This is a genomic window from Rhodococcus sp. WS1 (genome assembly GCF_003797745.1).
Lineage (GTDB): Bacteria > Actinomycetota > Actinomycetes > Mycobacteriales > Mycobacteriaceae > Rhodococcus_F > Rhodococcus_F erythropolis.
In genome coordinates this window covers 2556441-2580927 of sequence record NZ_RKLZ01000002.1, presented here as the reverse complement: position 1 = coordinate 2580927, position 24487 = coordinate 2556441, and the positions used below count along the sequence as shown (strand labels likewise).

The 24487-nt window shown below is 63.3% G+C and carries 26 protein-coding genes; 12 read left to right on the top strand and 14 right to left on the bottom strand.

Going from position 1 to position 24487, the window contains the following annotated elements; genetic code table 11:
* Positions 1 to 73: 73 nt before the first annotated feature.
* A complete protein-coding gene (locus EEB12_RS24885; protein ID WP_070384947.1) occupies positions 74 to 958 on the bottom strand; it encodes an ABC transporter substrate-binding protein in 885 nt (294 codons plus the stop codon).
* 203 nt (positions 959 to 1161) lie between these two features.
* On the opposite strand from EEB12_RS24885, the gene EEB12_RS24880 reads away from it, so the two are divergent.
* From EEB12_RS24880 to EEB12_RS24865, 4 genes are read left to right on the top strand one after another with little or no spacing between them, the layout of a single operon-like run.
* Entirely contained in the window at positions 1162 to 2100 is a 939-nt protein-coding gene (locus EEB12_RS24880; protein ID WP_019749336.1) for an ABC transporter substrate-binding protein, read from the top strand.
* A gap of 4 nt (positions 2101 to 2104) precedes the next feature.
* Complete coding sequence (locus EEB12_RS24875) at positions 2105 to 3250, top strand: ABC transporter ATP-binding protein (protein WP_141488660.1); 1146 nt, start codon at positions 2105 to 2107, stop codon at positions 3248 to 3250.
* A 4-nt stretch (positions 3251 to 3254) separates the two neighbouring features.
* On the top strand, positions 3255 to 3938 hold the full coding sequence (locus EEB12_RS24870) for an ABC transporter permease (protein ID WP_019749338.1): 684 nt from the start codon (positions 3255 to 3257) through the stop codon (positions 3936 to 3938).
* Positions 3935 to 4624 (top strand): ABC transporter permease, encoded by a 690-nt coding sequence (locus EEB12_RS24865; protein WP_141488659.1) that lies wholly within the window; start codon positions 3935 to 3937, stop codon positions 4622 to 4624. The genes EEB12_RS24870 and EEB12_RS24865 overlap by 4 nt, the downstream gene beginning before the upstream one ends.
* Before the next feature lie 71 nt (positions 4625 to 4695).
* Here EEB12_RS24865 and EEB12_RS24860 read toward each other — a convergent pair whose 3' ends face one another.
* From EEB12_RS24860 to EEB12_RS24845, 4 genes are all read right to left on the bottom strand, one after another.
* Complete coding sequence (locus tag EEB12_RS24860) at positions 4696 to 5889, bottom strand: NADP-dependent malic enzyme (protein ID WP_003945072.1); 1194 nt, start codon at positions 5887 to 5889, stop codon at positions 4696 to 4698.
* Between the two features lie 432 nt (positions 5890 to 6321).
* Positions 6322 to 6696 carry a hypothetical protein gene (locus EEB12_RS24855; protein ID WP_020908450.1) on the bottom strand — a complete coding sequence of 125 codons (375 nt, stop codon included), beginning with the start codon at positions 6694 to 6696 and terminating at the stop codon, positions 6322 to 6324.
* Between the two features lie 3 nt (positions 6697 to 6699).
* Positions 6700 to 7314 (bottom strand): MarC family protein, encoded by a 615-nt coding sequence (locus EEB12_RS24850; protein ID WP_164490628.1) that lies wholly within the window; start codon positions 7312 to 7314, stop codon positions 6700 to 6702.
* Positions 7311 to 8165 carry a PHP domain-containing protein gene (locus EEB12_RS24845; RefSeq protein WP_019749340.1) on the bottom strand — a complete coding sequence of 285 codons (855 nt, stop codon included), beginning with the start codon at positions 8163 to 8165 and terminating at the stop codon, positions 7311 to 7313. The genes EEB12_RS24850 and EEB12_RS24845 overlap by 4 nt, the downstream gene beginning before the upstream one ends.
* A 158-nt stretch (positions 8166 to 8323) precedes the next feature.
* Between EEB12_RS24845 and EEB12_RS24840 the strand changes: the two genes are divergently transcribed.
* Together EEB12_RS24840 and EEB12_RS24835 are read left to right on the top strand one after the other, a co-directional pair.
* The gene (locus EEB12_RS24840) at positions 8324 to 9394 is read left to right on the top strand and encodes a magnesium and cobalt transport protein CorA (protein WP_019749341.1); all 1071 of its coding nucleotides are present in this window, start codon (positions 8324 to 8326) and stop codon (positions 9392 to 9394) included.
* 133 nt (positions 9395 to 9527) lie between these two features.
* The gene (locus EEB12_RS24835; protein WP_007736117.1) at positions 9528 to 9974 is read left to right on the top strand and encodes an SRPBCC family protein; all 447 of its coding nucleotides are present in this window, start codon (positions 9528 to 9530) and stop codon (positions 9972 to 9974) included.
* 25 nt (positions 9975 to 9999) lie between these two features.
* Here the strand turns inward: EEB12_RS24835 and EEB12_RS24830 are convergent, their stop codons facing one another.
* Positions 10000 to 10584: a suppressor of fused domain protein gene (locus tag EEB12_RS24830; protein WP_019749342.1), complete on the bottom strand. Its 585-nt coding sequence runs from the start codon at positions 10582 to 10584 to the stop codon at positions 10000 to 10002.
* 71 nt (positions 10585 to 10655) lie between these two features.
* On the opposite strand from EEB12_RS24830, the gene EEB12_RS24825 reads away from it, so the two are divergent.
* Both EEB12_RS24825 and EEB12_RS24820 read left to right on the top strand, forming a co-directional pair.
* Positions 10656 to 11354, top strand: a complete 699-nt coding sequence (locus tag EEB12_RS24825; RefSeq protein ID WP_003945097.1) for a metallophosphoesterase — start codon at positions 10656 to 10658, stop codon at positions 11352 to 11354.
* On the top strand, positions 11344 to 12207 hold the full coding sequence (locus tag EEB12_RS24820; RefSeq protein WP_003945080.1) for a hypothetical protein: 864 nt from the start codon (positions 11344 to 11346) through the stop codon (positions 12205 to 12207). Before EEB12_RS24825 ends, EEB12_RS24820 begins: the two co-directional genes overlap by 11 nt.
* Here the strand turns inward: EEB12_RS24820 and EEB12_RS24815 are convergent.
* Both EEB12_RS24815 and EEB12_RS24810 read right to left on the bottom strand, forming a co-directional pair.
* Positions 12200 to 13306 (bottom strand): winged helix DNA-binding domain-containing protein, encoded by a 1107-nt coding sequence (locus tag EEB12_RS24815; RefSeq protein ID WP_141488658.1) that lies wholly within the window; start codon positions 13304 to 13306, stop codon positions 12200 to 12202. The genes EEB12_RS24820 and EEB12_RS24815 overlap by 8 nt on opposite strands.
* Positions 13307 to 13316: 10 nt before the next feature.
* Complete coding sequence (locus tag EEB12_RS24810; RefSeq protein ID WP_141488657.1) at positions 13317 to 14582, bottom strand: sensor histidine kinase; 1266 nt, start codon at positions 14580 to 14582, stop codon at positions 13317 to 13319.
* A gap of 126 nt (positions 14583 to 14708) precedes the next feature.
* Between EEB12_RS24810 and EEB12_RS24805 the strand changes: the two genes are divergently transcribed.
* Positions 14709 to 14945, top strand: a complete 237-nt coding sequence (locus EEB12_RS24805; protein WP_007736112.1) for a hypothetical protein — start codon at positions 14709 to 14711, stop codon at positions 14943 to 14945.
* 3 nt (positions 14946 to 14948) lie between these two features.
* Here EEB12_RS24805 and EEB12_RS24800 read toward each other — a convergent pair whose 3' ends face one another.
* The 6 genes from EEB12_RS24800 to EEB12_RS24775 all read right to left on the bottom strand — a co-directional run bounded on the left by EEB12_RS24800 (position 14949) and on the right by EEB12_RS24775 (position 21044).
* Positions 14949 to 16118, bottom strand: a complete 1170-nt coding sequence (locus tag EEB12_RS24800) for an ABC transporter ATP-binding protein (protein ID WP_019749347.1) — start codon at positions 16116 to 16118, stop codon at positions 14949 to 14951.
* 4 nt (positions 16119 to 16122) lie between these two features.
* Positions 16123 to 16953: a carbohydrate ABC transporter permease gene (locus EEB12_RS24795; protein ID WP_019749348.1), complete on the bottom strand. Its 831-nt coding sequence runs from the start codon at positions 16951 to 16953 to the stop codon at positions 16123 to 16125.
* A 1-nt stretch (position 16954) separates the two neighbouring features.
* On the bottom strand, positions 16955 to 17836 hold the full coding sequence (locus EEB12_RS24790; RefSeq protein ID WP_044480569.1) for a carbohydrate ABC transporter permease: 882 nt from the start codon (positions 17834 to 17836) through the stop codon (positions 16955 to 16957).
* Positions 17837 to 17916: 80 nt separating this feature from the next.
* Positions 17917 to 19254 (bottom strand): ABC transporter substrate-binding protein, encoded by a 1338-nt coding sequence (locus tag EEB12_RS24785; protein WP_141488731.1) that lies wholly within the window; start codon positions 19252 to 19254, stop codon positions 17917 to 17919.
* 226 nt (positions 19255 to 19480) lie between these two features.
* The gene (locus EEB12_RS24780; RefSeq protein ID WP_003945065.1) at positions 19481 to 19975 is read right to left on the bottom strand and encodes a general stress protein; all 495 of its coding nucleotides are present in this window, start codon (positions 19973 to 19975) and stop codon (positions 19481 to 19483) included.
* Positions 19976 to 20081: 106 nt separating this feature from the next.
* A complete protein-coding gene (locus EEB12_RS24775) occupies positions 20082 to 21044 on the bottom strand; it encodes an HpcH/HpaI aldolase/citrate lyase family protein (RefSeq protein ID WP_020908461.1) in 963 nt (320 codons plus the stop codon).
* A gap of 72 nt (positions 21045 to 21116) precedes the next feature.
* On the opposite strand from EEB12_RS24775, the gene EEB12_RS24770 reads away from it, so the two are divergent.
* The 3 genes from EEB12_RS24770 (at position 21117) to EEB12_RS24760 (ending at position 24479) form a co-directional block, all read left to right on the top strand.
* Positions 21117 to 22403 carry a magnesium transporter MgtE N-terminal domain-containing protein gene (locus EEB12_RS24770; RefSeq protein ID WP_019749352.1) on the top strand — a complete coding sequence of 429 codons (1287 nt, stop codon included), beginning with the start codon at positions 21117 to 21119 and terminating at the stop codon, positions 22401 to 22403.
* Entirely contained in the window at positions 22400 to 22942 is a 543-nt protein-coding gene (locus tag EEB12_RS24765; protein WP_003945067.1) for a DUF1003 domain-containing protein, read from the top strand. The genes EEB12_RS24770 and EEB12_RS24765 overlap by 4 nt, the downstream gene beginning before the upstream one ends.
* 130 nt (positions 22943 to 23072) lie before the next feature.
* On the top strand, positions 23073 to 24479 hold the full coding sequence (locus tag EEB12_RS24760; protein ID WP_020970202.1) for a lytic transglycosylase domain-containing protein: 1407 nt from the start codon (positions 23073 to 23075) through the stop codon (positions 24477 to 24479).
* The last annotated feature ends 8 nt before the right edge of the window (positions 24480 to 24487 follow it).

The following is a 24487-nucleotide window of genomic DNA, read 5'->3' as shown; positions in this document are numbered from 1 at the left end:
CCCACTCCGTCCATGTCACTGACGGGTGGCCCACTCCGTCCATGTCACTGACGGGTGGCCCACTCCGTCCATGTCACTGACGGGTGTCCCACCAGGTTCGTGCCACTTCCGAGGCTGACGCCTTGCCGGTCCGCACCTGCTCGATCATTGCGGCGAGATCGGTGGTGGACAGTTCACCCGCAACGACGCTGAGCGCCTTGACAGCCGAATCTCCCAGTGCGCCCGCTCGAAAGAGCGGAACGACATTCTGCGCAGCCAGAACGTGATTCGAATCAGCGAGCACTGTGACGGCATCGGATTGTGCCAGCGCTGACAGCGTCGTGGTTCCGAATACCTGTGCACCGGGTACGTCTGCCGGCGTTGCCTGATCGACACCTGCGAAGACACACTCGGCGCCCTCGGCCAACTGTTCCACTGCCCCGTCCTCGACGAATCTCGCGGAGACGAGCGGCGTCGCCGCGGCACACGAAGGAGCAAAGGCTTCTATCGTCTTCGCTCCCAACGACTGTGCGTATCCGGTGTCGAGTGCGAGGACCGCACGATCTTCGGCCATCGCATAGTCGGAGACCGAAAGACCCTCCGGCAGAGAGCGACTCAAGGCTTCGAAGACGTCGTCGGCCTTGCGGGCCGGGGATGACGGGTCGTAGTGATCGAGCAGCGCACCGGTGAACTCGGGCACCAAGGTGACTCGCGCTGCGTCCAGAGCCTCGAGTGATTGGGTTCTGCCTCCACCCACCGATTCGACGCGAGCCGACAGACCGGAGGATGAGAGCACCGTCGAATACACCTCGGCCAACACCGAACTCTCCACTGATGCGTCAGCAGCCACCACGATCTGGTCACGAGACTCCGCTCCGGCGCTCTCTACCACCGAATCACCGTTTGCGCATCCGCTGAGAATTGGCAGGACCATCAGTGCTGCAACAACAGTCGAATACTTCGTGCGTGTGCTCTTCACCGAAATCCTCACATCCAATCCCATGGATCGAAAACCGTGCCATGTCGGTACCTATCGTTACACTTGTCGGGCGATGCGCGGTAACCAGTCCTGACGCAGCCACTCGGTGGCGGCGCCGTCGAAGCCACTCGGGTGGCTTCGCCACAAGGGGATGGTTTCCGACGCCCGAAACACGGGACGCCCGAAAAACCGGAAGGACGCTCATGCGCACCTCACGATTTCGTTCCAACCGTTGGCTCGTAGCCGCGGCAACCGTTGTCTCTCTGACTGCACTGACAGCGTGCGGTAGCAGTGACGGTGACTCCAACAGCGATCCCAACGCGGTTGTCGTCGGCTCCGCCAACTTCACCGAATCCGAGACGATCGCCAACATCTACGCCGAAGCACTGCGTGTCAACGGGTTCGATGTGTCCACGTCGTTCAACGTCGGCAGCCGTGAGGCGTACATTCCGGCGCTCAAGGACGGGTCGATCAGCGTCATTCCGGATTACACGGGAAATCTCCTGCAGTACTTGGATCCTGACAGCACGGCCACCAGCTCCGCTGATGTCCTCGCCGCTCTTCCCGCAGCTCTCGGGTCGGAATTGGCCATTGCGACGCCTGCATCCGCCGAGGACAAGGACGCCGTCGTCGTCACCAAGGAAACCGCTGACAAGTGGAACCTGAAGACGATCGCCGATCTGGCTCCGCATTCCGCCGAGGTCAAGTTCGGCGCTCCGGCCGAGTTCCAGGAACGTCCAGCCGGATTGCCCGGTTTGAAGTCCAATTACGGTCTCGACATCTCGGCAGCCAACTTCGTCCCGATCGCCGACGGCGGTGGACCGGCAACAGTGAAGGCTCTCTCGTCCGGCGACATCACGGCGGCAAACATCTTCACGACGTCTGCCTCCATCCCGGCAAACAACTTCGTGGTTCTCGAAGACCCGAAGAACAATTTCCCGGCTCAGAACGTGGTGCCGGTGCTGCGCGCGTCGAAGTCTTCCGACAAGTTGAAGACAGTCCTCGATGCGGTGTCCGCCAAGCTCACCACCGAAGAGTTGTTGGCACTCAACGTCCAGGTGTCCGGCGACACCAAGACGGAGCCGGCAGCGGCGGCCAAGGCGTGGGTGACGGCGCAGGGCCTCGACAAGCCGGTCTCGTAGTCACGTGATCACATTCGAGGGCGTCACCAAGCAGTATCCGGACGGCACCACCGCCGTCGACCGTCTCGATCTCACCATCGAGGCCGAGTCGTTCACGGTGTTCGTGGGGCCGTCCGGGTGCGGCAAGACGACGTCGATGCGCATGATCAACCGGATGATCACACCGACGTCGGGCAAGATCTTCGTCGACGGTCGTGACATCGAACAGACCGACGCGGTGAAGCTGCGTCTCGGCATCGGGTACGTCATCCAGAACGCCGGCCTGCTTCCGCATCGCACCGTGATCGACAACGTCGCAACAGTTCCGGTACTGCGCGGTGAGTCCCGCCGCGCAGCGCGCAAAGCCGCGTTGGGGGTACTCGAACGAGTCGGTCTGGACATCTCCCTTGCCACCCGCTATCCCGGGCAACTCTCGGGTGGGCAGCAACAACGTGTGGGAGTTGCGCGTGCATTGGCTGCCGATCCGCCGATCCTGTTGATGGACGAGCCGTTCAGCGCCGTCGACCCGGTGGTGCGTGAGGATCTGCAGACCGAAATGCTCCGTCTTCAAAGCGAACTGAAGAAGACGATCGTCTTTGTCACCCACGACATCGACGAGGCAATCAAACTCGGTGATCACATTGCCGTCTTCGGTCCCGGCGGGCGGCTTCAGCAGGTTGCGGCGCCTCGCGACGTGTTGGCCGCACCGGCAACGGATTTTGTCGCCGGATTTGTCGGACGCGATCGCGGATATCGGGGATTGTCGTTCCGCGCTGCCGACGAGGTTCCGTTGCACCCCGTACGCACGGCCGTCGAGAACGAATTGAAGGCTCTGCGTCTCGAATTGGGCGAGTGGGTTCTCGTGGTCACGGACAGCGGAAGTCCACAGGGATGGATCGACGTGACCGGCGTCGAAGGCCTGCGCTCGGGACGCACTCTCGCGCAGTCGACGTCGGCCGGTGGTTCGTTGTTCTCCCCCGGCGGTGATCTACGCCAAGCACTCGATGCGGCAATCTCGTCCCCTTCCGGTATCGGCGTTGCCGTCGACGGCGAGGGCGCGGTCATCGGCGGGATCCTTGGCTCCGAAGTCGTGGCGAAATTGGCAGATCAGCGTCGACGCGAGGACGAGGAACGCAACCGAGTCGCCTTCACCGAGGGATTCGGGGCGTAGCGGCATGCGCTGGCTCATCGACAATTTCTCGACGGTCGTGGACTACTCGAAGACCCATCTGTATCTGGCGCTGCTGCCCTTGCTGATCGGTCTCCTGATTGCCGTTCCGGTCGGAACAGCGATCCGCAACGTCAGATGGCTGCGCCGAATCACGTTGACCCTGGCGAGCATTGCGTTCACGATTCCGTCGCTCGCGCTGTTCGTCACCATCCCCCAGCTGTTCGGACTCAAGACCCTTGATCCGCTCAACGTCGTGATCGCACTGAGCGTCTATGCGACAGCACTGCTCATCCGGGCCGTGCCCGAAGCACTCGATTCGGTGCCGGACAACGTCATCGACGCTTCCACCGCCGTCGGGTTCACACCGCTACGACGCGCCCTGACGGTCGAGTTGCCGTTGGCACTGCCGGTGATGATCGCGAACATCAGAGTTATTGCCGTTACCAATATTTCGCTGGTTTCGGTCGGATCGCTGATCGGAATCGGCGGGCTGGGAGTTCTGTTCAAACAGGGCTACGACCGCGACTACCCGGATCAGATCGTTGCCGGCATCATCGCGATTGTCGTGCTGGCCCTGGCGCTCGATCTGATCCTGTATCTGATCGGCCGATTCCTGACCCCGTGGACCAGAACATCGACCTCGTCGAAGGTCCCCGCCGTCGTGGCTGCCGAGGGGGAACCCGTATGAGCATCTTCACCGGAGCCTGGGACTTCATCGTCGATCCCGGAAATTGGAGCGGCGACACCGGAATCGGCACCCGCATCCTCCAGCACCTCTGGTACAGCGTTCTGGCCGTGGCGCTTTCGGCTGTGATCGCGGTGCCCATCGGATTACTCATCGGCCATCTGCGTCGCGGTGAGATCGTGGTCGTCAGTCTCGTCAACGCACTGCGGTCGCTGCCCACTCTCGGCCTGCTGACCTTCCTCGTTCTTCTCATGGGACTCGGGGTGATGCCGCCGATTCTCGCCCTCGTCATCCTCGGCATTCCCCCACTACTCGCCGGCACGTACGCCGGAATTGCCAGCGTCGACCGCGGCGTCGTCGAGGCCGCGCGGGCGATGGGTATGACCGAACTCCAAGTGCTCTTCCGCGTCGAGATACCCAATGCGCTGTCATTGATTCTCGGCGGACTGCGTAACGCGACACTGCAGGTGATTGCCACGGCAACGGTCGCCGCCTACGTCAACCTCGGCGGCCTCGGCCGGTACATCTTCGACGGTCTCGCGCTCTACAAGTACGACCGAGTGGTCGTCGGCGCAATCCTGGTCGCGGTTGTGGCTCTGGTCGTGGACGGCTTACTGGCGCTGGTGGTCTGGGCATCGGTTCCCGGGACCGGCAGGCTGCGCCGAACACCCGATCTCACTCGTCTGTAGATCGGTACACACGAAAAAGCCCCGATCGGAACCTTGTGTGCGGGTCCCGATCGGGGCTTTCGTAGTCCCTCTTAGCTGGTCACGCCCTCAGCATGCGCTGCGGCCGCGACGGCTTCCGCTACTGCGGGTGCCACGCGAGGGTCGAGTGGGCTGGGGACGATTTTGTCCGCCGCCAACTCGTCGCCGACCACCGACAGGATTGCCTCGGCGGCAGCGAGCTTCATACCTTCGGTGATGCGACGGGCGCCGGCGTCGAGCGCGCCCTTGAACACACCGGGGAAGGCGAGAACATTGTTGATCTGGTTCGGGAAATCACTGCGACCCGTAGCCACGATCGCCGCGTACTTCGACGCGGTTTCGGGGTGAATCTCCGGGTCCGGGTTGGAGAGCGCGAACACGATCGACTCGGGAGCCATCGAAGCGATGAGCTCCTCGGGGATCTTGCCCGCCGAGACACCGAGGAACACGTCGGCACCTTCGAGAGCCTCGATGGCACCACCGTGCAGGTCGCGGGGATTGGTGCGGGCCGCGAGTTCTGCCTTCACGTCGTTGAGGTCGCTGCGCTCGCCCGAGATGATGCCCTTCGAATCCAGCACGATGACGTCGCTGATTCCGGCGGCGAGCAGGATGTTCGCGCAGGCAACACCCGCAGCACCGGCGCCGGAGATGACGACCTTGAGTGTGGTGATGTCGCGGCTCTGGACCTTCACGGCGCCCTTGAGGGCAGCGAGGACCACGATGGCGGTTCCGTGCTGATCGTCGTGCATGACGGGGCAGTCGAGGGCTTCGATGACGCGCTTCTCGATCTCGAAGCAACGCGGCGCCGAAATGTCCTCGAGGTTGACCGCGCCGAAGCTCGGGCGCAGACGGATGAGCGTCTCGACGATCTCGTCGGGATCCTTGGTGTCGAGAACCAGCGGAATGGAGTTCAGTCCGGCGAAGTTCTTGAACAGTGCCGACTTGCCCTCCATGACGGGCAGCGACGCGCGGGGGCCGATGTCGCCGAGTCCGAGAACCGCGGTGCCGTCGCTGACCACGACGACGAGTCGGTTGGTCCACGTGTATCGATCGGCGAGGGTTTCGTCTGCAGCGATGGCGCGGCTCACCTGAGCAACACCCGGCGTGTAGGCGATCGAGAGGGCCCGCTGCGTATCGAGCGGCGCGGTGGTCTCGACCGAGAGCTTGCCACCGACGTGAGCGGCAAAGATTTCTTCGTCGGTCAACTCGACCTTGGGTACGTTGATGGCTTCAGTCACGAGGGACACGATGACACTCCTGATTAGTCCAGCCTCAAGCGGGGCTGGGTTACTGGGAAGTAATCCTTCGGACCGCTGCGAAACTACGTTCACAACGGTCAGAGATCATTTCTTCCGCGAACGACTACTGAGAAGAAGAGCATTCGGCGTGCGCGAGAAAGTGGGCCGCAATACATCCGAAGCGTCATGGTGTGGGGCGGGTGAGCCCTGGCGTATCCATGCAATCTAGGTTTCGGGAGAAATTCTGACGAAACCTGCACTTCGGGGCCGGGCTGTGGCGCCGCCTCGAAGTAACTCCAGTTTGCCACCAGAGTCGGATCACAATCAAATCCTCCAAGCGGTCGGATTCCTCACCACACTCGAACCCGAGCCGTCATCCCCACCGTGTCATCCCACCGTGTCATCCCACCCAGTCATCCCCACCGCGTCATCCCCACCGTGTCATCCCCACCACTGCGTCACCAACAACAGCCCCGCCACCACGAGCACGACCACCGACCCTGCAACTGCCGCGATACCCCGCCTGCGGTCGCACCAGATCTGCGCGGCCAAAGCAACCACCGAGGCCGCAATGTGCGCGGTGATCGACGTTGTTCCCGGACCCGGGAATCCGCGGTTGCCGCCCAGATATGCCGAACCGATGATCACGAGTGTCAAGACCACGATTCCGGCCGCCACGGTGCCGCTCAGGGCGCGTAGAGCGCGAACCAGCAGCCATTGTCGTTTGTCGGCGGGATAGTCGTAATCGTCTTCGTACTGATAATCCTGATAATCCTGGTACCGGTAGTCGTCCTCGTACCTGTCGTCGTATGTCATCTCTTACGCTCCCGCGACGAATCCGCGGACTGATTCCGCAATGAGTTGAACTGCGATGGCGGCGAGCAAAAGACCGGCGATGCGTGCCAGCAGGCTGATGCCACCCTCACCCAGTATCCGGATCAGTGCCGTCGAGAAGCGCAGGACCACGAACAGCACGAGGTGGATGGACAGAATCGCCAACGCGATCGCCAGATACGACGCCGCTTCACCATCGGCCTGGGCGACAAAGACGATGACAGCCGCAATTGCACCGGGACCGGCCATCATCGGCGTTCCCAGAGGAACGAGTGCGACGTTGACGTCGTCGGCTCCCTGCGGACGGTTGGAGGCCTTTCCGGTCAGCAGTTCGAGTGCGATGAGAAGCAGCAGCAATCCGCCTGCGCCCTGCAACGCCGGAATGCCGATGTGGAGGTAATTGAGTATCGCCTGACCGCCGATGGCAAAGACCGAGATGACCGCAAGGGAGACGGCGGGGGCCTGCCATGCCGCTCGGTTGCGATCTTCACGGCTTTTGCGGCCGACCAGTGACAAGAACACCGGGATGACTCCGGGCGGGTCCATGATCACGAACAGCGTGATGAACACGGTGAGGTAGAGCGTGGTGTCGAGCATCAGCGCCCAAGTACCTCCACGCCGGTGGCAGCCGAGACGAGTTTGTCGAACTCGGCCTCGTCCGTGAGCTCGTCGCCGAGTCCGATCGTCTTGTTCTCGCCGTGGTAGTCCGAGGATCCGGTGACTGCCAAGCCCAGGTCGACGGCCAGGCTGCGCAGGACGTCACGATCGTCGCTGCGATGGTCCGGGTGATCGACTTCGAGACCCCCGAGACCCAGATCGGCCAGATCACGGATGTGGTCGAGCGCAAGCAATCCGCCGCGCGAACGGGCCCGTCCATGCGCAAGGACAGTTACTCCCCCGGCCGCTGCCACCAGTTCGACGGCGTACTCGAGCGGAGTGTCGTACTTGGGAACGTCGTATCGCCCTCGACTGGACAACAGGTCGGAGAAAGCCTCACTGATGCTCGACACCACTCCCGCTCGCATCAGGGCCGCTGCGACGTGCGGGCGTCCGACGGACGGACCGGCGTCAGCCAGGATCTGATCGGGATCGACGGGCAGACCGTCGCGCGCCATCATGGTCGTCATCACCCGGATACGTTCGACGCGTTCGGCGCGCAGTCGCTCACGTTCTTTGGCGAATTCGGGATGCGTCGGATCGAACAGGTACGCCAGAAGATGAACAGCGACCGGCCAACCACGCTCACCTCGACCTTCGCACGACATCTCCATCCCACGAACCAGGCTGACGCCGGCCGGCAAGGCGTGCGCCGCCTCGGCCCAGCCCGAAGTCGTGTCGTGATCGGTGATGGCGACGACGTCGAGTCCGGCGTCGGCTGCGGCGCGCATGAGGGCAGCCGGGGTATCGGTGCCGTCCGATGCGTTGGAGTGGGTGTGAAGGTCTATTCGCACTGTTCCAGTGTGTCAGCAATCGGCAACTTCATCGCGCTCCGGTGGCCGAGCCGGAAGCTGACGTACGATTACGCCGCAGCGGCAGCGCAATTCGATCACGTGTCGCTGCAGTGCCGTTCCCCTGCACTACAGACCGAGAAGGAGCGAGCGTGCCAACCATGCCGTCACTGCCGAATTGGTCGAACGGCAAATCGACGCAAGCCGATGCGCCCAAGATCCCCGTTCCGGCAGCCCGCGCGATCGTCGACTGCGCGGTCTACGTGGACGGCGTGCGGTTGCCGGGCAAGTACACGCACCGCGCCGCGTTGGCCGAGGTCCGTAGTCGAGACAACGCGTTCGTCTGGGTGGGCATGCATGCACCCGACGAAGGCCAGATGCAAGATGTCGCAGCAACTTTCGGACTCCACGAGTTGATGGTCGAGGATGCCGTCCATGCACACGAGCGCCCGAAACTCGAACGCTACGACGACGTCATGTTCCTGGTGCTGCGCACGGTCGTCTACGTACCGCACGAGTCCGTGGCGACGGCGAGCGAGATCGTCGAAACCGGCGAGATCATGGTGTTCGTCGGTCCCGACTTCGTGGTGACCGTCCGGCACGGGGATCACTCCGAACTGGCAAGCGTGCGCAAGTCACTCGAGCAGAATCCCGAGCGTCTCGCCATGGGCCCGTTCGCGGTGTTGCACGCGATCACCGACCACGTCGTCGACAGCTATCTCTCCGTCATCCAACTCGTCGAGCAGGACGTCGACAGCATGGAAGAGTTGGTGTTCAACCCGCGGAACACCGTTGCCGTCGAGCATATCTACCTGCTCAAACGTGAAATCGTCGAACTACGACGCTCGGTCACTCCACTCGGATTGCCACTGCTCCAGCTGACCCAGCCCGCGGGCGGCCTCGTCCCGAAGGAGATCCGGCGATACTTCCGTGACGTAAGGGATCACCACACGATCGTGGCCGAACGTATCTCGGAATACGACGAGGTGTTGAGTTCTCTGGTCGATGCCGCACTCGCGAAGATCGCGGTGCAACAGAACACCGACATGCGCAAGATCTCGGCTTGGGTCGCTATCGCCGCCGTGCCGACGGGCGTTGCCGGTATCTACGGAATGAACTTCGAGAACATGCCGGAACTCGGTTACAAGTACGGCTATCAGTCCATCCTGTTCCTCATCGCGTCGGTGTGTGTCGGCTTGTTCTTTCTCTTCCGTCGCAACAACTGGCTGTGAACCTCGCACGCTGACTCCCTGTACTTGCCACCGTCGCAGGCGGACAATGGATATGGGTACGCATTTTCATTCCGTTCCCGAAATTCATTTTGCGACAAGCAAATTCAGATCCAGGAGAGATGGAGGAACAACCATGCCTACAGTCGAGCAGTCTGTAGAGATCGCGTTGCCACCCAAGGACGTCTGGGAGTACATCGCCGTCGCCGAGAACTGGCCCAACTGGGAGAATTCGATGGTCGAGTGCAAACAGATCACCGACGGCCCGATGGGCGTGGGAAGCCGTTGGCACGGTGTCTCGAGAATCCTGGGCAAGCGTCTCGAGTGGACATCCGAATTCACCGAGTACGACCCACCGAGATCGTCGAAATCGACGTCCGTCGAAAGTCCGGTCAGCTTCTCGCAGACCACGACATGCGAAGAAGTCGGTGACGGCACTCGGGTCACCTACCGACTCGACAGCGAAAGCGGACTCGGCGGCGTATTCGGCAAGATGGCAGACCCGATCGTGACGAAAGCATTTTCACGGACCGTTCGGGTAAGTCTCGAGAACTTGGCGGACATCCTCGTGCACGCCGAATGATCTGACGGACAAAGCGCCGGCGCAGCTAGAGCGAGGCAGCGGAACGGTGCGGATCGCGAATGTCGATCCCCGCCTCGGTCCACGCTTCCCGCAGGGCCTCCGCGCCGCGCAGACGCACCCAGGCGGCTTCGGTACCGGTCAGGGGGACCACGCCAAGGAAGCGCACCGGATCGAACGGCTCCGGCAGCGTCAGGTCGGCGATCCCGCTGTCACCGAGAAGCACCGCCGTGAACGCAGTGTCCTTCCACAGCGGCTCGCCCAGGTCCAACAGTGCGTCCTCGAGCAGCACGACGCCTTCGACGGACGGCGCCGCAGCCAGCACCGCGAGCGTCCTGGCCACACCCGACGCGACACCCGTGCCACCGCGCAGGGTGAGCACCAACTCGGCGCGAGGACCGCGTGTGGGGTCTGCGACCAGTTCGTTGGGGTCGCCCATCGGATGACGCGAGCACCCCAGTGTGACGTAGCGGACCAGGCCGTCGGGTGATTCGAAACGCAGCACGTCCAGCGGTTCGACACCGAGGAACGTCACTGAGGCCGCGGTGGGGTCCGGCCCCTCGATGCTGCTGACGAGATGGGCCCGGACGGAAGATACGACGCTGTCTGACACTCGTCCATCTAAACACCGTGCCCGCGAGGTTCGCAGCGCAGATACCTCGCGGTGGCGGTAGCGTCGTCGAAATGGTCTCCGTTCTCGCTGTCAGCGACGAGACCGTCGAATTCCTGTGGAGCAGTCAAGTTCGTTCACTCGGAGTCGACGTGATCCTCGGCGCGGGCGACCTGCCGTTTGCGTATCTGGAGTACCTGTCTGACCAACTGAATGCGCCGTGCGTGTTCGTTCCCGGAAACCACGACGTCGATCTGTCCGGATATTCGAACAAGAGATCCGGTTGGATGCGGGCAGGTATGCCGGCGCAGTGGCCCGGCCCGACCGGCGCAGTCAACGCCGACGGACGCATCGTGACCGTCGCCGGTCTGCGGATCGCGGGCCTCGGTGGTTCCATCCGATACAACACGGGTCCCAATCAGTGGTCCGAGCGCCAGCAGAGCCGACGCGCCCGCTCGCTCACCTGGCGAAACGCCTGGCAATCGCGGCTTCCCGGCGGCCGGGCGGGCGTGGATGTGCTGCTCACCCACAGCCCCGCCCGCGGTGTCGGCGACGCCGAGGATCGGCCACATCGTGGGTTCGAATGCTTCACCCCCTTGATCCGCACCCTCGATCCGACGGTCATGATTCACGGACACATCCACCCGCACGGGCGAACACCTCTCGATCTGGAGGTAGGCCGGACTATCGTGCTCAATACCGTCGGCTTCACGCTGATGGAGATTTCCCCAGGTACTCCGCCGACGATCGTGAGGCGCCGACATGGCTCGTGACACCGGATTTCCCACAGCCGACGCGGAAAACGACTTCGCTCGTCAGCGTCGACGCGCCGACGTTGCCCGTCTGGTCAGTTGGCTACGACGCGAACCGGACGACGTCAACGCGATCCTGCCGTTCGACGAGGTTGTCGCAGCGCTCGGCAAGGTTGGTGAGAAGTCTCTGGGTCTGCAGGTCGTCACCATCGAATCGATAGTCGGAAGTGTCGACCGCACAGGTGATTTCGACAGGTACTTCCGTCCGACGTCCACTCATTCGCGCGCTCGTTGGGAGCGACTTGCGGTGGCGCAACGACGCGGCGAATCGGTGCCACCCGTTCAGTTGTACCGTGTCGGCTCCATGCATTTCGTGATCGACGGACACCACCGAGTGTCCATTGCGTGTGCGATGCACCAGAAGACAATCGACGCGTACGTCACCGAGATCATCACGCGCATCTCGCCGGAAGGCATCACTCAGCGCGCCGATCTGCTCATCAAGGACCATCGCCGACTCTTCCTCACTCGCGTTCCGCTGCAGGGCTCGCAACGCGAAGCCGTTCAGGTCACCGACCCGTGGGAGTACGCCGAACTCAGTGAGTGCGTGGAGGCGTGGGGTTTTCGGCTCATGCAGGAAAAGGGTGAGTTCCTCGGCCGAGACACGGTCGCCCGGCGCTGGTTCGGCGAGGAATTTCTCCCCGTCGTGCGAATGCTGAGGGGCGCCGACATGTTGCCCGAGCACACCGACGCCGAAGCGTACTTGTGGATCGCCCGGGAGCGGTACCGACTGGTGCGGCGGCACATGTGGAATGACGAGATCGTGGCCGAACTACGCGATCGAGCACCGCGAAAGCACAAGCCCGCTACGTAGCGACAGCGAACCGCACCTCTCGGGTCGGGATCTTCGGGTGCATGAACTTCAGCAACGAACGCGCTTCTTTCTCGATGGACGCGAGCGCGGTCTTCGGTTGCTGCGCAAACAGAGTCGCGCTCAACTCGACGGTCTCCTTTGCCGGCGTCACCGTCGCGAATCCCACCACCTTTCCGCGCACCAGGATGGCGGGCTTGATTATGCCGTTGACGGTGAAGACGCGAGTTCGGTACTGCTCGTCCATGATTCGTGAGCGGTCGGCGTGCGAGAGCAGGATGTTGTCGAACGGAGCAAGGATTCTGACCGGCGGTGTTCCGGAGGTCGGTCGTGGCGCGTCCGGCAGGTCGAACACCTCGGCCCCTTTCGCGTTGACAAAGGTGATCAAGCCGGGACGTAGCCTCTCGAAGACTTCGGCGAGTCTCGTGAGCCCCGACCACGCTTGCGCATCCTTCACGCTCGCGGGCCCGAAGGCAGCCAGATAGCGCAGCACCATCGCGTCGGGATCTGGAGTTGAACTCACCTCTGCGCCAAGCCAATTCGCCAAGGTCGTCAGTGCCGGCGCTCCGGATCGTCCCCACAAACCTCGCGGTGGGACCTGCACCATCGGCAGTAGCCCTCGAACTCCGTGCGCCAGTCCCTCGGCCGCGTGGCCGGGAAAGCGCTCTGCCAGTATCGGTCTCATCTGCATCTGAGTAAGCGGCCCGTCCGCTACCAGGTCACGCCCCGCCTGCGCCAGCGCGTCGAGATCCAACCCGGTGAGCGCCGCACGCTGAGTGCTGTTGGTGTGGAGGTCGCGTTCCATGATCGTCTGAACCGTGGCACGGAAGGGACCCGCATCGGCGGCCGAGAGGGCAAAGACCGTGCCCCGCATGGCAACCAGCCGCACCACCTGGCGCTTCTCGACAAGGGTGGAGAGGTCTTCTGCCGCAAAGTTCTTCAGCCGCGCCCACAGTGCCAGGTAGGGCGGATTCGGCGCCTGGGCCTGCAGACCTGCCAGATGCTCGATCGCATCCAACGCGCTGACCTCGGCCCGCCGCAGCAGGAACTGCCGCGCCAGAGTCGCCAGGTTGAGCTCGCGATCGGTGATCAGTGCAGACATCGACAACTCCTCAACGATCGTGGTCAGGGGCGGTGACGATCTCGAACGGTATCTCGACTCGCGCGAGCGTTCCGGACCCTTCACCCGGTCCGACCGAGAACGAGCCACCAGCGGCAACCACACGCAGTTCGTGCGAGAGCAGTCCGATGTGCCCGGCGGCCCGTCGTTGGGCAATCCGATCGGCGCTGATCCCCCGACCGTCGTCCGAGACCACGAGCACCGCACGGTGGTCCAGCCGCGCAAGCTCGATCCGGACGTTCTGCGCGCCGGCATGTTTGACGACGTTGCCCAGAAGCTCTCGGGTGGCGCCGAACAAGACCTCGTCCGCGGACGTGCGTAAATCGTCGTTCCAGCCCGAAGTGTCGACGTCGACCACCACTCCGCCGCGTCCCTGCGCCGAGCGCGCGAGGTCCCCGATCGCGCGGGCAAGGCCAACGTGGACGAGAACTGTGGGATGCAGTTCCGAGACGGACGACCTCAGCAGCGTTGTCGCTTCACCAAGCGCTTTCCCAGCTCGCGCCAATGCGACGGGTTCCGCACTGCCTGCCAATTCGTCGAGATCCATCCGCGCCGCGAGAACGTACTGGAGCGCCCCGTCGTGCAGTTGCTCGGACAGTTCTGTGCGCTCACGCTGCTCGAGCCCCATGAGTTCGGCCAGAAGGCTCGTGCGATGCCCGACGAGCTGCCCGATGGTCAACACTCGTGACCTTTGAATCCGAGTCAATCCGATTGCGCCCGCACCCACCCCGGCCAAGGCCATGGTACTCAGCAGGATCGACGGCCACGGCTCGGAATTCGAAGTCATCGTTGCCCAACTGGAAGCAAAAAACACACCGATCGTGCAGGCAACGACGCCGACACACACGTCCGTCCGCAGTTGCGTACACGCAAGAACCGGAATGACGAAGAGCCCGTTGCTCAAGATGTCGGCGGTCCAACTCTGCTCGGCTGCGAGACCGGTCAGCAATGTCAGAGTTGCGAGCACGGCGAGGTCGACGAACAAGCCGAGCCAGATCATCGTCACCGGGCCGGTGCCGCCTTTGCGGATCCACAGCGCCACGGCTGCCGACCAGAGGGCATAGGCGCCCAGAATCGCGAAACACCATCCCGCGTCGTTCATCGGCGGGACGAAGATCAGTGTCAGGGCGATGAACAGCACCAGAGCGCCGCGCACCGTCAGTTGGAGGTACGCACCGCGGTAGGCGTGTTCGCGCATGATCCGTTCGAGGTCCGGGCCGCCGGGCAGGTGCTCGGTTCGTACCGAGGATTCGTTCATCTGTCCTCCTGTGCCGCCCATCCCAGTTCCCTGTGAATGAGCTTCGCACACGAGATTTCACAATCAACCCGCAATACCGTGAATGGCACAGCATTCACCGAACCTCGAAACCACGCAGGAGTGCTCATGATCTCGACCCGAGCAAGCAAGCGCCGCATCGCCACTCGATTTGCCGTCGCCGGCGCCCTGGCAGCGGCGCCGATCGCCGTGGTCGCCGGGACAGCGCAAGCCGCCCCGGCCTCCACCCATCACGAACAATTCGGCCGCCTGGTCCCCCTACCCGAGCCGGCCGACGCAGCGCCCGGCCCCGAACAGGTACCGCTCCCCTGGGGCGCGACGTATTCGGTCACCTTGCCCGGGTAAAGGTCACAGCAGCAGATTGGCTCCCGTACCGCCGTCGAACACTGCGATCTTGGCGGGATCGAACCACAGATCGATAGACCTGCCCTGGGCCACGGTGGACTCGGACGAGAGCCTGGCAACCAGTTGACCGCCACCAGCGACGGCCGTTCCCGAATCGGCGGCGAGTTCCTCGAGTTCACGAGAATTGACGGCGGGGCCACCAGCGAGGAAATACGCGTACTTGTCGGAACCCATCGATTCCAGCACGTCGACGTCGACGGTGAACGTCCCACCGTGCGGCTTCTGCGCTGCATCGACCAGCGCCACGTCCTCGAAATGTTCCGGCCTGATACCGACCACGACGTCCTTGCCCGAGCCGCTGCCCGAGATCTTCGACTGCGCCGCCGCGGGCAGGCGAACATCGCCGATCGGCGTGCTGACGCCGTCCGCCGTCAACTGTCCGGGGAAGAAGTTCATGGACGGGGACCCGATGAACCCCGCCACGAACAGATTGTTCGGACGATCGTAGAGTTCCTGCGGCGCACCGATCTGTTGCACGATTCCGCCGCGCAGCACGACTACCCGATCGCCGAGCGTCATCGCCTCGGTCTGGTCGTGGGTCACGTAAATCGTTGTCGTACCGAGTCGCTGCTGCAGACGGGCGATCTCCGTCCTCATCTGCACGCGCAGTTTGGCGTCCAGGTTGGAAAGCGGCTCGTCCATGAGAAACGCCTTCGGGCTGCGCACGATTGCGCGTCCCATCGCGACACGCTGACGCTGACCGCCCGACAGGTTCGCCGGTTTGCGATCGAGATGCTGGGTGAGGTCGAGCACCCGCGCTGCGTCGTCGACCTTGGCGTTGATCTCGTCCTTGGACATCTTCGCCAATGTCAGTGGGAACGCGATGTTCTGGCGCACCGTCATGTGCGGATACAGAGCATACGACTGGAACACCATCGCGATGTCGCGGTCCTTGGGGGCGCGTTCGTTGACGCGTTCACCCGCAATCCTCAGCTCGCCGGTCGAAATGTCTTCCAGCCCGGCAATCATGTTGAGAGTCGTGGATTTTCCACAACCGGAGGGGCCCACGAGAATGATGAATTCTCCGTCGGCGATGGTGATGTCGACATCACTGACCGCCTTGGCTCCGTCCGGGTACAGCTTGGTCACCTTGTCCAGCACGATCTCGGCCACAGGCTTATCCCTTCACTGCGCCGGAAGTAAGCCCGGCCACGATACGACGTTGGAAGAACAGAACAAAGATGATGATCGGAATGGTGATGACCATGGCGGCCGCGGCGATCGACCCGGTGGGCTCCTCGAATTGTGAAGCGCCGGTGAAGTTCGCGATGGCCGCAGGGGCGGTGATGGAGCGTTCGGTCGACGTCAACGAGATCGCGAACAACAGATCGTTCCAGCAGAAGATGAAAACCAAGATGCCCGCAGTGACGATACCGGGCGCGGCCAGTGGAGCCACCACCTTCCGGAACGCCTGACCCGGCGTCGCGCCGTCCATCTGAGCCGCCTTCTCGAGTTCCCACGGAATCTCTTTGAAGAACGCCGAGAGCGTGTAGATCGCCAACGGCAACGCAAAGGTGATGTACGGCAGGATGAGTCCGGCCCAGGTGTCGAAGAGTCCGAGCCGTCGTTCGATGTCGAACAACGGGCTCACCAATGAAATCTGCGGGAACATCGCGATCAGCAGTGCAACACCCACCAGCAGCTTCTTGCCCGGAAAATCCAGGCGCGCAATGGCGTACGCTGCCATGGTCCCGATCACCACGGCGATGACCGTCGAGATGAGTCCGATACCGATGGAGTTGATCAGAGCACTGGTGAAGGCGCTGGTGTCGAAGATTCCTCGGTAGTTGTCCAGGGTCCACTTCTCCGGAATGAACTTGCCGTCCTTGATCGTTCCGGCCGGTTTGAAGGACAGGCTGGCGATCCACAGGACGGGAACCAGCGCGTACAGCAAGACCAGAAGGTTGACGACGGACCAGCTGATCTTGAGTCTGGGAGTCACGGTCATGTCAGCGTCCTTCCGTATCGGATCCGGGAGCCGAAGCACCGAAAAGTTTGATGAAGATGAACGCGATCACGGCCACACACACGAAGATCAGCACGCTGATCGCGGATCCGATGCCCAGGTTGAATGCCTTGAACAGATTGTCGTAACCCAGAATCGACACCGACCCGGTGTCGTTCGCTCCCTTCGTCAGCACGTAGATGTTGTCGAAGATGCGGAATGCGTCGAGTGTCCGGAACAGCAGAGCGACGAGGATGGCGGGCTTCATCAGCGGAAGGATGATGCGTACCAACCGGGTCCACGCGCCAGCGCCGTCCACCTGAGCCGCCTTGAGAAGGTCATCGGGCACGAGCGCCAAGCCGGCGAGCAGGAGCAGCGCCATGAACGGCGTCGTCTTCCAGACCTCGGCAAGGACGATGATCGCGAGCGACGGGATCTGGTCGGTGAGCGGCGCACTGCCGTCGGGCAGGAGATTGGCGAGGTAGCCGGTCCCCGGCGTCCACGCGTAGTACCAGCTGTATGCCGCCGCGACGGTGACGATGCCGTACGGGATGAGCACAACGGTGCGGACGAGCCCCTTACCCACGATCGTTCGGTGCATCACCAGTGCGATGGTCAGTCCGAGAACGAACTCGATGACGACCGAGACGACAGTGATCGACGTCGTCACCGCGAACGCTTGCCACCAGTAACCGTCGGTCAGCACCGACACGTAGTTGTCGAACCACACGAACTTTCGTTGATCCGGGAAGCGCAGGTCGTAGCGCTGCAAACTCAGCCAAACGGCGTAGACCACCGGATATGCGGTCACCGCGATCATGAGAATCGCGGCCGGGGCCACCAGCCAGAGACCGAGGCGACGCTCGGCCGCCTTTCCGTCCGACATCTTCGACTTCGCGGAGTGCTTCGGCTCCGGCGAGGGCGTCGCGACTGTTGGTGCAGCTCCCGAATTTTCGCTGTCGATCGTCACGGAATCAGCCCCTCGGAATTGACTGCCTTACGTACCTGCTCGGCAAGATCGTTCACGGTCGATTCCGGATCGATGTTTCCCACAGGGTTCAGCGTGGCAGTGATGAGCGTCGAAATACTCTGATAGGCAGGAGAAACCGGACGAACCGAAGCGGTGTCCAGGCTGTCGCGAACCTCACGCCACGCCGGGTACGCCTCCTGGAACGCCGGGTCGTCGTACAGGCTCTCGAGAGTCGGCGGAACGCCACCGGCTACCGCGTTGTTGCGCTGATTCTCCTCGTTACGCAGACAGGTGAGCGCCTCGAACGCGAGGTCCGGATGCTGGCTGGTCTTGGCCACCGCTACGTTGAAGCCGCCGATCGTGACCTCGGCCGGCTTACCCTCGATCACCGAGGGATACGGAGCGGCAAGGAAATTCCGTTCTCCGTTCACCGTGAGCACCGTGTTTCCGGTGTTCTCACTGGTGACGTTGCCCTTGTCGTCGATGTACGGCAGATCGCCCTTCTCGGCGTTCTCCATGATGCCGGGCAGCACGAACGGCCAGTTGACCTGGAAGGCAGATTTGCCGCTCTCCATACCCAGTCGCGACGACGCTTCATCCCCCTGCGAGATCGAGGGATCCGCACCCTTCGCGGTAGCGACGCGCTTCATGACGGTCAGCGCCTGCTGGGCAGCATCACCGTCGGCCACCGTCACGGTTGTTCCGTCGGGCCCCACCACCGATCCGCCGGCACTGGCGAGAAGGGTGTTGAACCAGACCATCAATCCTTCGTACTGCTTGCCCTGCACACCGATCCAGCTGGGGCGCCCCTCCGCGGCCAGGCCTTCGGAGATGTCGATCATCTGATCCCAGGTTTGGGGTGGTTGCCCGTCCGGCATCAAATCCTTTCGATACCAGAGCAATTGGGTGTTGGTGTTCAATGGCGCCGCATAGAGCTGGTCCTGCCACTTCGCCGACTCCAGCGGACCCTCGAGCGTCCCGTTGCTGACCTCGGCCGCCACGTCGTCAGGAAGCGGCAATGCCCATCCGGCTTCGGCGAATTCGGCAGTCCACACCACGTCGAGCGTCATCAGATCGAGTGACTTGTCATTGCCGGTCAGACGCCGGGCCAACTGAAGTCGCTGGTCGTCGGCACCCTTGGGCAGAGTTTTCTGCTCGACCCGGTACGCGCCGTTCGACGCCGCCGAGCAATTGGCGGCGGCCTCCGCATACTGCTCGGCGCCGTCGGCGGCGGTGTAGAAGGACAGCACCACGCCGTCGTCCTTGTCTGATCCACACGCACTGAGCAAGGGCGCCAACAACAATGTCGCCGCGCCGAGCAGCCCCACCCTCAATTTCTTCTTCTGCCCCGCCTGCAATCTCTTGTTCTGCACAGCCGTCCTCCTCGGGCGGCGAGACGGCGCAGTCGATTCGGCTGGCCGACGCACCACACATCGGCACTTTTGCCGGAGAAGGGACCTATTTCCTTGTCCGGCAAACGGTCACGGGAAGGAGTACTGCCTCGCCCGCGTGTACATAAAGTAACCGAGATCACACAAGTTGGCAGCCCGAGCGAGAATGTCAGATGGCGAGCTTGGCGAGCAGGTCGCGCGCCGACTCCGCCGTCTTGGGCTCACACAGTACGTCGTAACGTCCGGCGACCAACTGCATCGTCGAGGCGAAGTCCCGCTGCCCACGCGTCGCGGCGTACGGGATGGTCGTGGAGATGACACCGAAGATGATGCCGCCCACGATGCCCGCGATCAGCGGAGCGAGGAACCCGCCGGTGACGATTCCGAGCACCAGGCCGAAGAAGACACCGAGCCAGGCACCGGAGACGATGCCACCACCGATCACCTTGGCCCACGTCAACCGGCCGAGAACGCGCTCGACCTGCATCAGGTTCACGCCGACGATCGTGACGTCCTGAACCGGGAATTCTTGATCGGAGAGATAATCGACTGCGCGCTGCGCCTCGGCGTAGGTGGGATACGACCCGATGGGCCATCCCGAAGGCGGTGTCGGCAACGCTCCACGGCGCGACCCATTCGACGATTGACCGAGCGGATTGGACATGGCTGGCAGCGCTCCTCTTTTCGGGCACGTCATCCACGCGGATGACGCAAGTACATCTACCCCTATTGTGCCCTTTACAGACCTGATTCGTTCGGCTATGCGAGCGTCAGGCGTGTTCGGGCGGCGTGAATTCCGACGTGCGCGTCATCCCCGCGGCGCGGCCCTTGGCCGAAATCACCAGTGCCATCTTGCGACTCGCCTCGTCGATCATCTCGTCGCCGAGCATGACGGCGCCCCGCCCTCCTCCGGCGGCTGAGGTGTGGAACGCGTACGCGTCCAAGATGAGTTCTGCACGGTCGTAATCGGATTGGCGCGGACTGAACACCTCGTTGGCCGCCTCGATCTGCGTGGGATGCAGAACCCACTTGCCGTCGAAGCCGAGCGCTGCCGTCCGCGCCGCCGACCGAGTGAAAGCCTCGACGTCGCGAATCTGGAGGTACGGACCGTCGATCGCCTGGACGCCGTGTGCACGTGCGGCCATCAAGATGGTCATCAAGATGTGGTGATACGCGTCACCGCGGTCGTAGCCGTCCGGTTGCTCACCGACGACCAGAGTTCGCATGTTCAAGCTCGCCATGAAGTCGGCCGGGCCGAACACGAGTGCCTCGACGCGGGGACTCGCGGTGGCGATCGCGTCGATGTTGGTCAAGCCGATCGCGTTCTCGATCTGCGGCTCGATTCCGATCTTGCCGACCTCGAGACCGTTGGCCTTCTCGACCTGCGTCAACAACAAATCGAGTGCCTGGACGTGACTCGCGTCGGGAACCTTGGGCAGCAGAATGGCGTCCAGATGCGCTCCGGCGCGGCCGACCACCTCCACGACGTCGGCATACGTCCATTCGGTCGTCCAGTCGTTGACCCGGACGACCTTGACCTGTTTGCCCCACCCGTCCTCGGCCAACGCGTCGCCGATCGACTCTCGTGCCGCCTGCTTCGCCAACGGCGCCACCGCGTCTTCGAGGTCGAGGAAGATCTCGTCGGCGGGCAATCCCTTCGCCTTGTCGATCATCTTCCGACTGCTGCCGGGAACTGCCAATACCGATCGACGGGAACGGTTGCGTGAAGTCATTGCGGACTGCCCTTCTCGATTTTCGGTGGCGCCGTTGCAGATTTTGACGCTGGACGAATTAGCCTTGCAATCATGGCAGCAGCAGGCAAGGTATTTGCAGCCAGGCTTGCCGGCCTGGTTGTGCTCGGCCCGGACGGCGAATCGATCGGTCGTGTGCGCGACGTCGTCATCACGGTCCGTATCGGACGCCAGCAACCGCGGGTTCTCGGTCTGGTGATCGAAATGTTCACGCGCAAACGCATTTTCGTTCCGATGCTCCGCGTGACAGCCATCGAGCCGAGTGCGGTCACCCTGACCACGGGCAACGTCAGTTTGCGGCGCTTCAACCAGCGGCCGGGTGAAGTACTCGCGCTGGCGCAGGTACTCGATTCGCATGTGCGCGTGGACGACCCGGAACTCGAGGAGCTTCACGGCGTCGACACGATAGTCGTCGACCTCGGGATCGAATCGACGCGAACGCGAGACTGGGTCGTCTCGAAGGTCGCCGTTCGCGGCCATCGCGGACGCCTCGGTCGACGCGCGGCGATTCACATCGTCGACTGGCAGCACGTCGCCGGCCTCACCCAGAGCGATCTCTCGCTCCCCGGCCAGGGCGTAGCTCACCTCCTTCTGCAGTACGAAGGCATGCGACCCGCCGATGTGGCCAACGCCATGCGGGAACTGCCGGAGAAGCGCCGCCACGAACTGGCCGTGGCACTCGACGACGAACGCCTCGCCGACGTCGTGCAGGAACTGCCGGCGGACGACCAGACCGATCTGCTGATGCACCTGGAAGTCGAACGTGCCGCCGATCTACTCGAAGCGATGGATCCCGACGACGCCGCCGACCTGTTGGGCGAGCTGCCCGAGACCGAAGCCGAATCACTGTTGCAGTTGATGGACCCGCAGGATTCCGAACCTGTTCGACGCCTGCTCGAGCACTCTCCGGACACTGCCGGTGGCCTGATGACGCCCGAACCGGTGGTACTGACGGCCTCGACGACCGTCGCCGAGGCCCTTGCCCGCGCCCGCAACTACGACGTGACCCCGGCGCTGTCGAGCATGGTCTTCGTCGTACGTCCGCCGACGGCGACTCCGACCGGGCGGTATCTCGGCTGCGTCCACTTGCAGAAGCTTCTCCGCGAGCCTCCCGCCAGCCTTGTGGGCGGAATACTCGACACCGACATGCCCCGGTTGGCGCCGGACGACTCGCTGGCGTCGGTCACCCGATACTTCGCGACCTACAACTTGGTGTGCGGGCCGGTCGTGGACGACGAGAACCACCTGATCGGGGCCGTGACAGTCGACGACGTGCTCGATCACCTCCTGCCGGAAGACTGGCGTGAGGATTACTCCGACGACGAGGAACTACTCCGATGAGCGAACGGGCGTCGAGCACGACCGCACGGCAACGACTGGAAACGCCTCGCGGAAGCCGCCGGTTCAATCTCGATTTCGACGTCGAAGCTGTCGGACGCGTCAGTGAACGCATCGCCCGCTTCCTCGGTACCGGGCGTTATCTCGCGATCCAGACGATCATCGTGATCGTCTGGATCCTGATCAACGTGTTCGCGGTGGCTCTGCAGTGGGACCCGTATCCGTTCATCCTGCTCAACCTCGCCTTCTCCACCCAGGCCGCCTACGCGGCGCCGCTGATCCTCCTGGCCCAGAATCGTCAGGAGAATCGCGACCGGGTCTCGCTCGAGGAGGACCGCTCACGCGCCGAGCAAACCAAAGCGGACACTGAATTCCTCGCTCGCGAACTGGCAGCGCTGCGCATCGCCGTCGGCGAGGTCGCCACCCGCGACTACCTGCGGCGGGAGCTCGAGGAGATCAAGTCGATCCTTGCCGCCGACGGCGAACCGACCCCGAAGAAGAAGCACCGTGACTCGAATACTGCGAAACAAAGTCACAACTAGCTGAGCGTTCGCTGAGTTTTGCTGCACGCACCGTGACCGATATGTAACGTAAGTCACAGCAGGATGGATTATCACGGTGGGTACTCCGAGGCGGGAGCACCAGCAAAGGGGAATCGTGCGAGTACGCGGAATGATTGCAGCATCCACACTGGTGGGGGGACTGCTTGTCGTAACAGGTCCAGCAGCCCTCACGGCCGGAAGCGCACCATCCGGCGGGTCGCAGGTCCCCATTGCCCTCGCAGGCTCCGCCTCCGTTGCGCAGCCGGACTCTGTCGACTTCCTCCCGACGCCCCGCACCGTCCGAACGCAACGATCGGCCCCACCCAGCGATACGGTCGCCGGCGCTCCGGCAGCGCCCAACGCTGCGGCCGTCGTCCTCACTTCTCTGGGCATCCCCGAGATCGTTCTGAACGCGTACCGATCCGCCGAACTGGTGATGATGACCGAGGCGCCGGGCTGCGGCATCCCTTGGCATCTCCTGGCCGGCATCGGACGCATCGAATCCGGTCACGCCAACGGCGGCAAGACGACGTCGGTGGGTACGACGGTCACCCCGATCCTCGGCCCCGTCCTCGACGGACGGTTGGCAGGCAACGAAGTCATTCGGGACACCGACAAGGGCGCGATCGACGGAGACCCGACCCACGACCGCGCTGTCGGGCCGATGCAGTTCATTCCGGCCACCTGGGCCGGTTATGCCAGCGACGGCAACGGGGACGGAATCAAGGACCCCAACAACGTCTTCGATGCGGCGCTCTCGGCAGCGAAGTACCTCTGCAGCGGCGGACTCAACCTGCGCGATGTCGCCCAGGAGACCAAAGCTGTTCTGCGGTACAACAACTCGGCCGCCTACGCGGCAAACGTGATCATGTGGTCGACGGCATACAAGAACGGTGTCATTCCTTCCGGCCAGCTCCCGTACACCACCGGCATCAACACCGGCAGCTCGGCGATCAACGCCGCCGCCTCGGCAGACTCCGCCGCTTCGGCCGTTCTCGCCGCTGCTGCAGCTACCGACCCGGCGGCAGGCGACAAGGAATCTGCGTCGACGACTCCGACCACCACCCCCCCTCTCTTCCCAGGCCTGCCCGACATGCCCGCGCTCTCACCCGAGATCCAGGCACTGATCCCGCCGGGAGTAACGCCGACCAGCCCCACTCCGGGACCCAACGCCGCCCGGAACGCGGCTCCCGGTCCGATCATCCCGCTCCCCGTCCTCACCTCACGGGGTCTCGTCTGGCCGATTCTGACGGCTGAGGGATGGCGCTGGCCCGACGACATGTGCGTGATCCTTCCGGATCCAGCAGCACTCGACGCCTTGCAGGACGGCATCCTTCTGCCGTGCACGGTCCCAGGAATGGCAGTAGCCGCCACGGCACCCGCCACCACCGACGCAGCGCCCGCGGAATCTTCGCCGCCGGCTGCCCCGTCGCCTGAGCCCGCTCCGTCACCCGCACCGGCCCCCGCACCGGAACCTGCCCCGGCTCCGGCATTCGCGCCGTTCTTCCCGGGCCTTCCCGGCATGCCCGCTCTGTAACCAAAAAA

Excerpts from the sequence above, each read along its gene's own strand:
- EEB12_RS24880 (WP_019749336.1), top strand. The coding sequence starts at position 1,162 with ATGCGCACCTCACGATTTCGTTCCAACCGTTGGCTCGTAGCCGCGGCA.
- EEB12_RS24870 (WP_019749338.1), top strand. The coding sequence starts at position 3,255 with ATGCGCTGGCTCATCGACAATTTCTCGACGGTCGTGGACTACTCGAAG.
- EEB12_RS24865 (WP_141488659.1), top strand. The coding sequence starts at position 3,935 with ATGAGCATCTTCACCGGAGCCTGGGACTTCATCGTCGATCCCGGAAAT.
- EEB12_RS24855 (WP_020908450.1), bottom strand. The coding sequence starts at position 6,696 with ATGACATACGACGACAGGTACGAGGACGACTACCGGTACCAGGATTAT.
- EEB12_RS24840 (WP_019749341.1), top strand. The coding sequence starts at position 8,324 with ATGCCGTCACTGCCGAATTGGTCGAACGGCAAATCGACGCAAGCCGAT.
- EEB12_RS24835 (WP_007736117.1), top strand. The coding sequence starts at position 9,528 with ATGCCTACAGTCGAGCAGTCTGTAGAGATCGCGTTGCCACCCAAGGAC.
- EEB12_RS24825 (WP_003945097.1), top strand. The coding sequence starts at position 10,656 with ATGGTCTCCGTTCTCGCTGTCAGCGACGAGACCGTCGAATTCCTGTGG.
- EEB12_RS24820 (WP_003945080.1), top strand. The coding sequence starts at position 11,344 with ATGGCTCGTGACACCGGATTTCCCACAGCCGACGCGGAAAACGACTTC.
- EEB12_RS24815 (WP_141488658.1), bottom strand. The coding sequence starts at position 13,306 with ATGTCTGCACTGATCACCGATCGCGAGCTCAACCTGGCGACTCTGGCG.
- EEB12_RS24810 (WP_141488657.1), bottom strand. The coding sequence starts at position 14,582 with ATGAACGAATCCTCGGTACGAACCGAGCACCTGCCCGGCGGCCCGGAC.
- EEB12_RS24805 (WP_007736112.1), top strand. The coding sequence starts at position 14,709 with ATGATCTCGACCCGAGCAAGCAAGCGCCGCATCGCCACTCGATTTGCC.
- EEB12_RS24795 (WP_019749348.1), bottom strand. The coding sequence starts at position 16,953 with ATGACCGTGACTCCCAGACTCAAGATCAGCTGGTCCGTCGTCAACCTT.
- EEB12_RS24790 (WP_044480569.1), bottom strand. The coding sequence starts at position 17,836 with ATGTCGGACGGAAAGGCGGCCGAGCGTCGCCTCGGTCTCTGGCTGGTG.
- EEB12_RS24780 (WP_003945065.1), bottom strand. The coding sequence starts at position 19,975 with ATGTCCAATCCGCTCGGTCAATCGTCGAATGGGTCGCGCCGTGGAGCG.
- EEB12_RS24775 (WP_020908461.1), bottom strand. The coding sequence starts at position 21,044 with ATGACTTCACGCAACCGTTCCCGTCGATCGGTATTGGCAGTTCCCGGC.
- EEB12_RS24770 (WP_019749352.1), top strand. The coding sequence starts at position 21,117 with ATGGCAGCAGCAGGCAAGGTATTTGCAGCCAGGCTTGCCGGCCTGGTT.
- EEB12_RS24765 (WP_003945067.1), top strand. The coding sequence starts at position 22,400 with ATGAGCGAACGGGCGTCGAGCACGACCGCACGGCAACGACTGGAAACG.
- EEB12_RS24760 (WP_020970202.1), top strand. The coding sequence starts at position 23,073 with ATGATTGCAGCATCCACACTGGTGGGGGGACTGCTTGTCGTAACAGGT.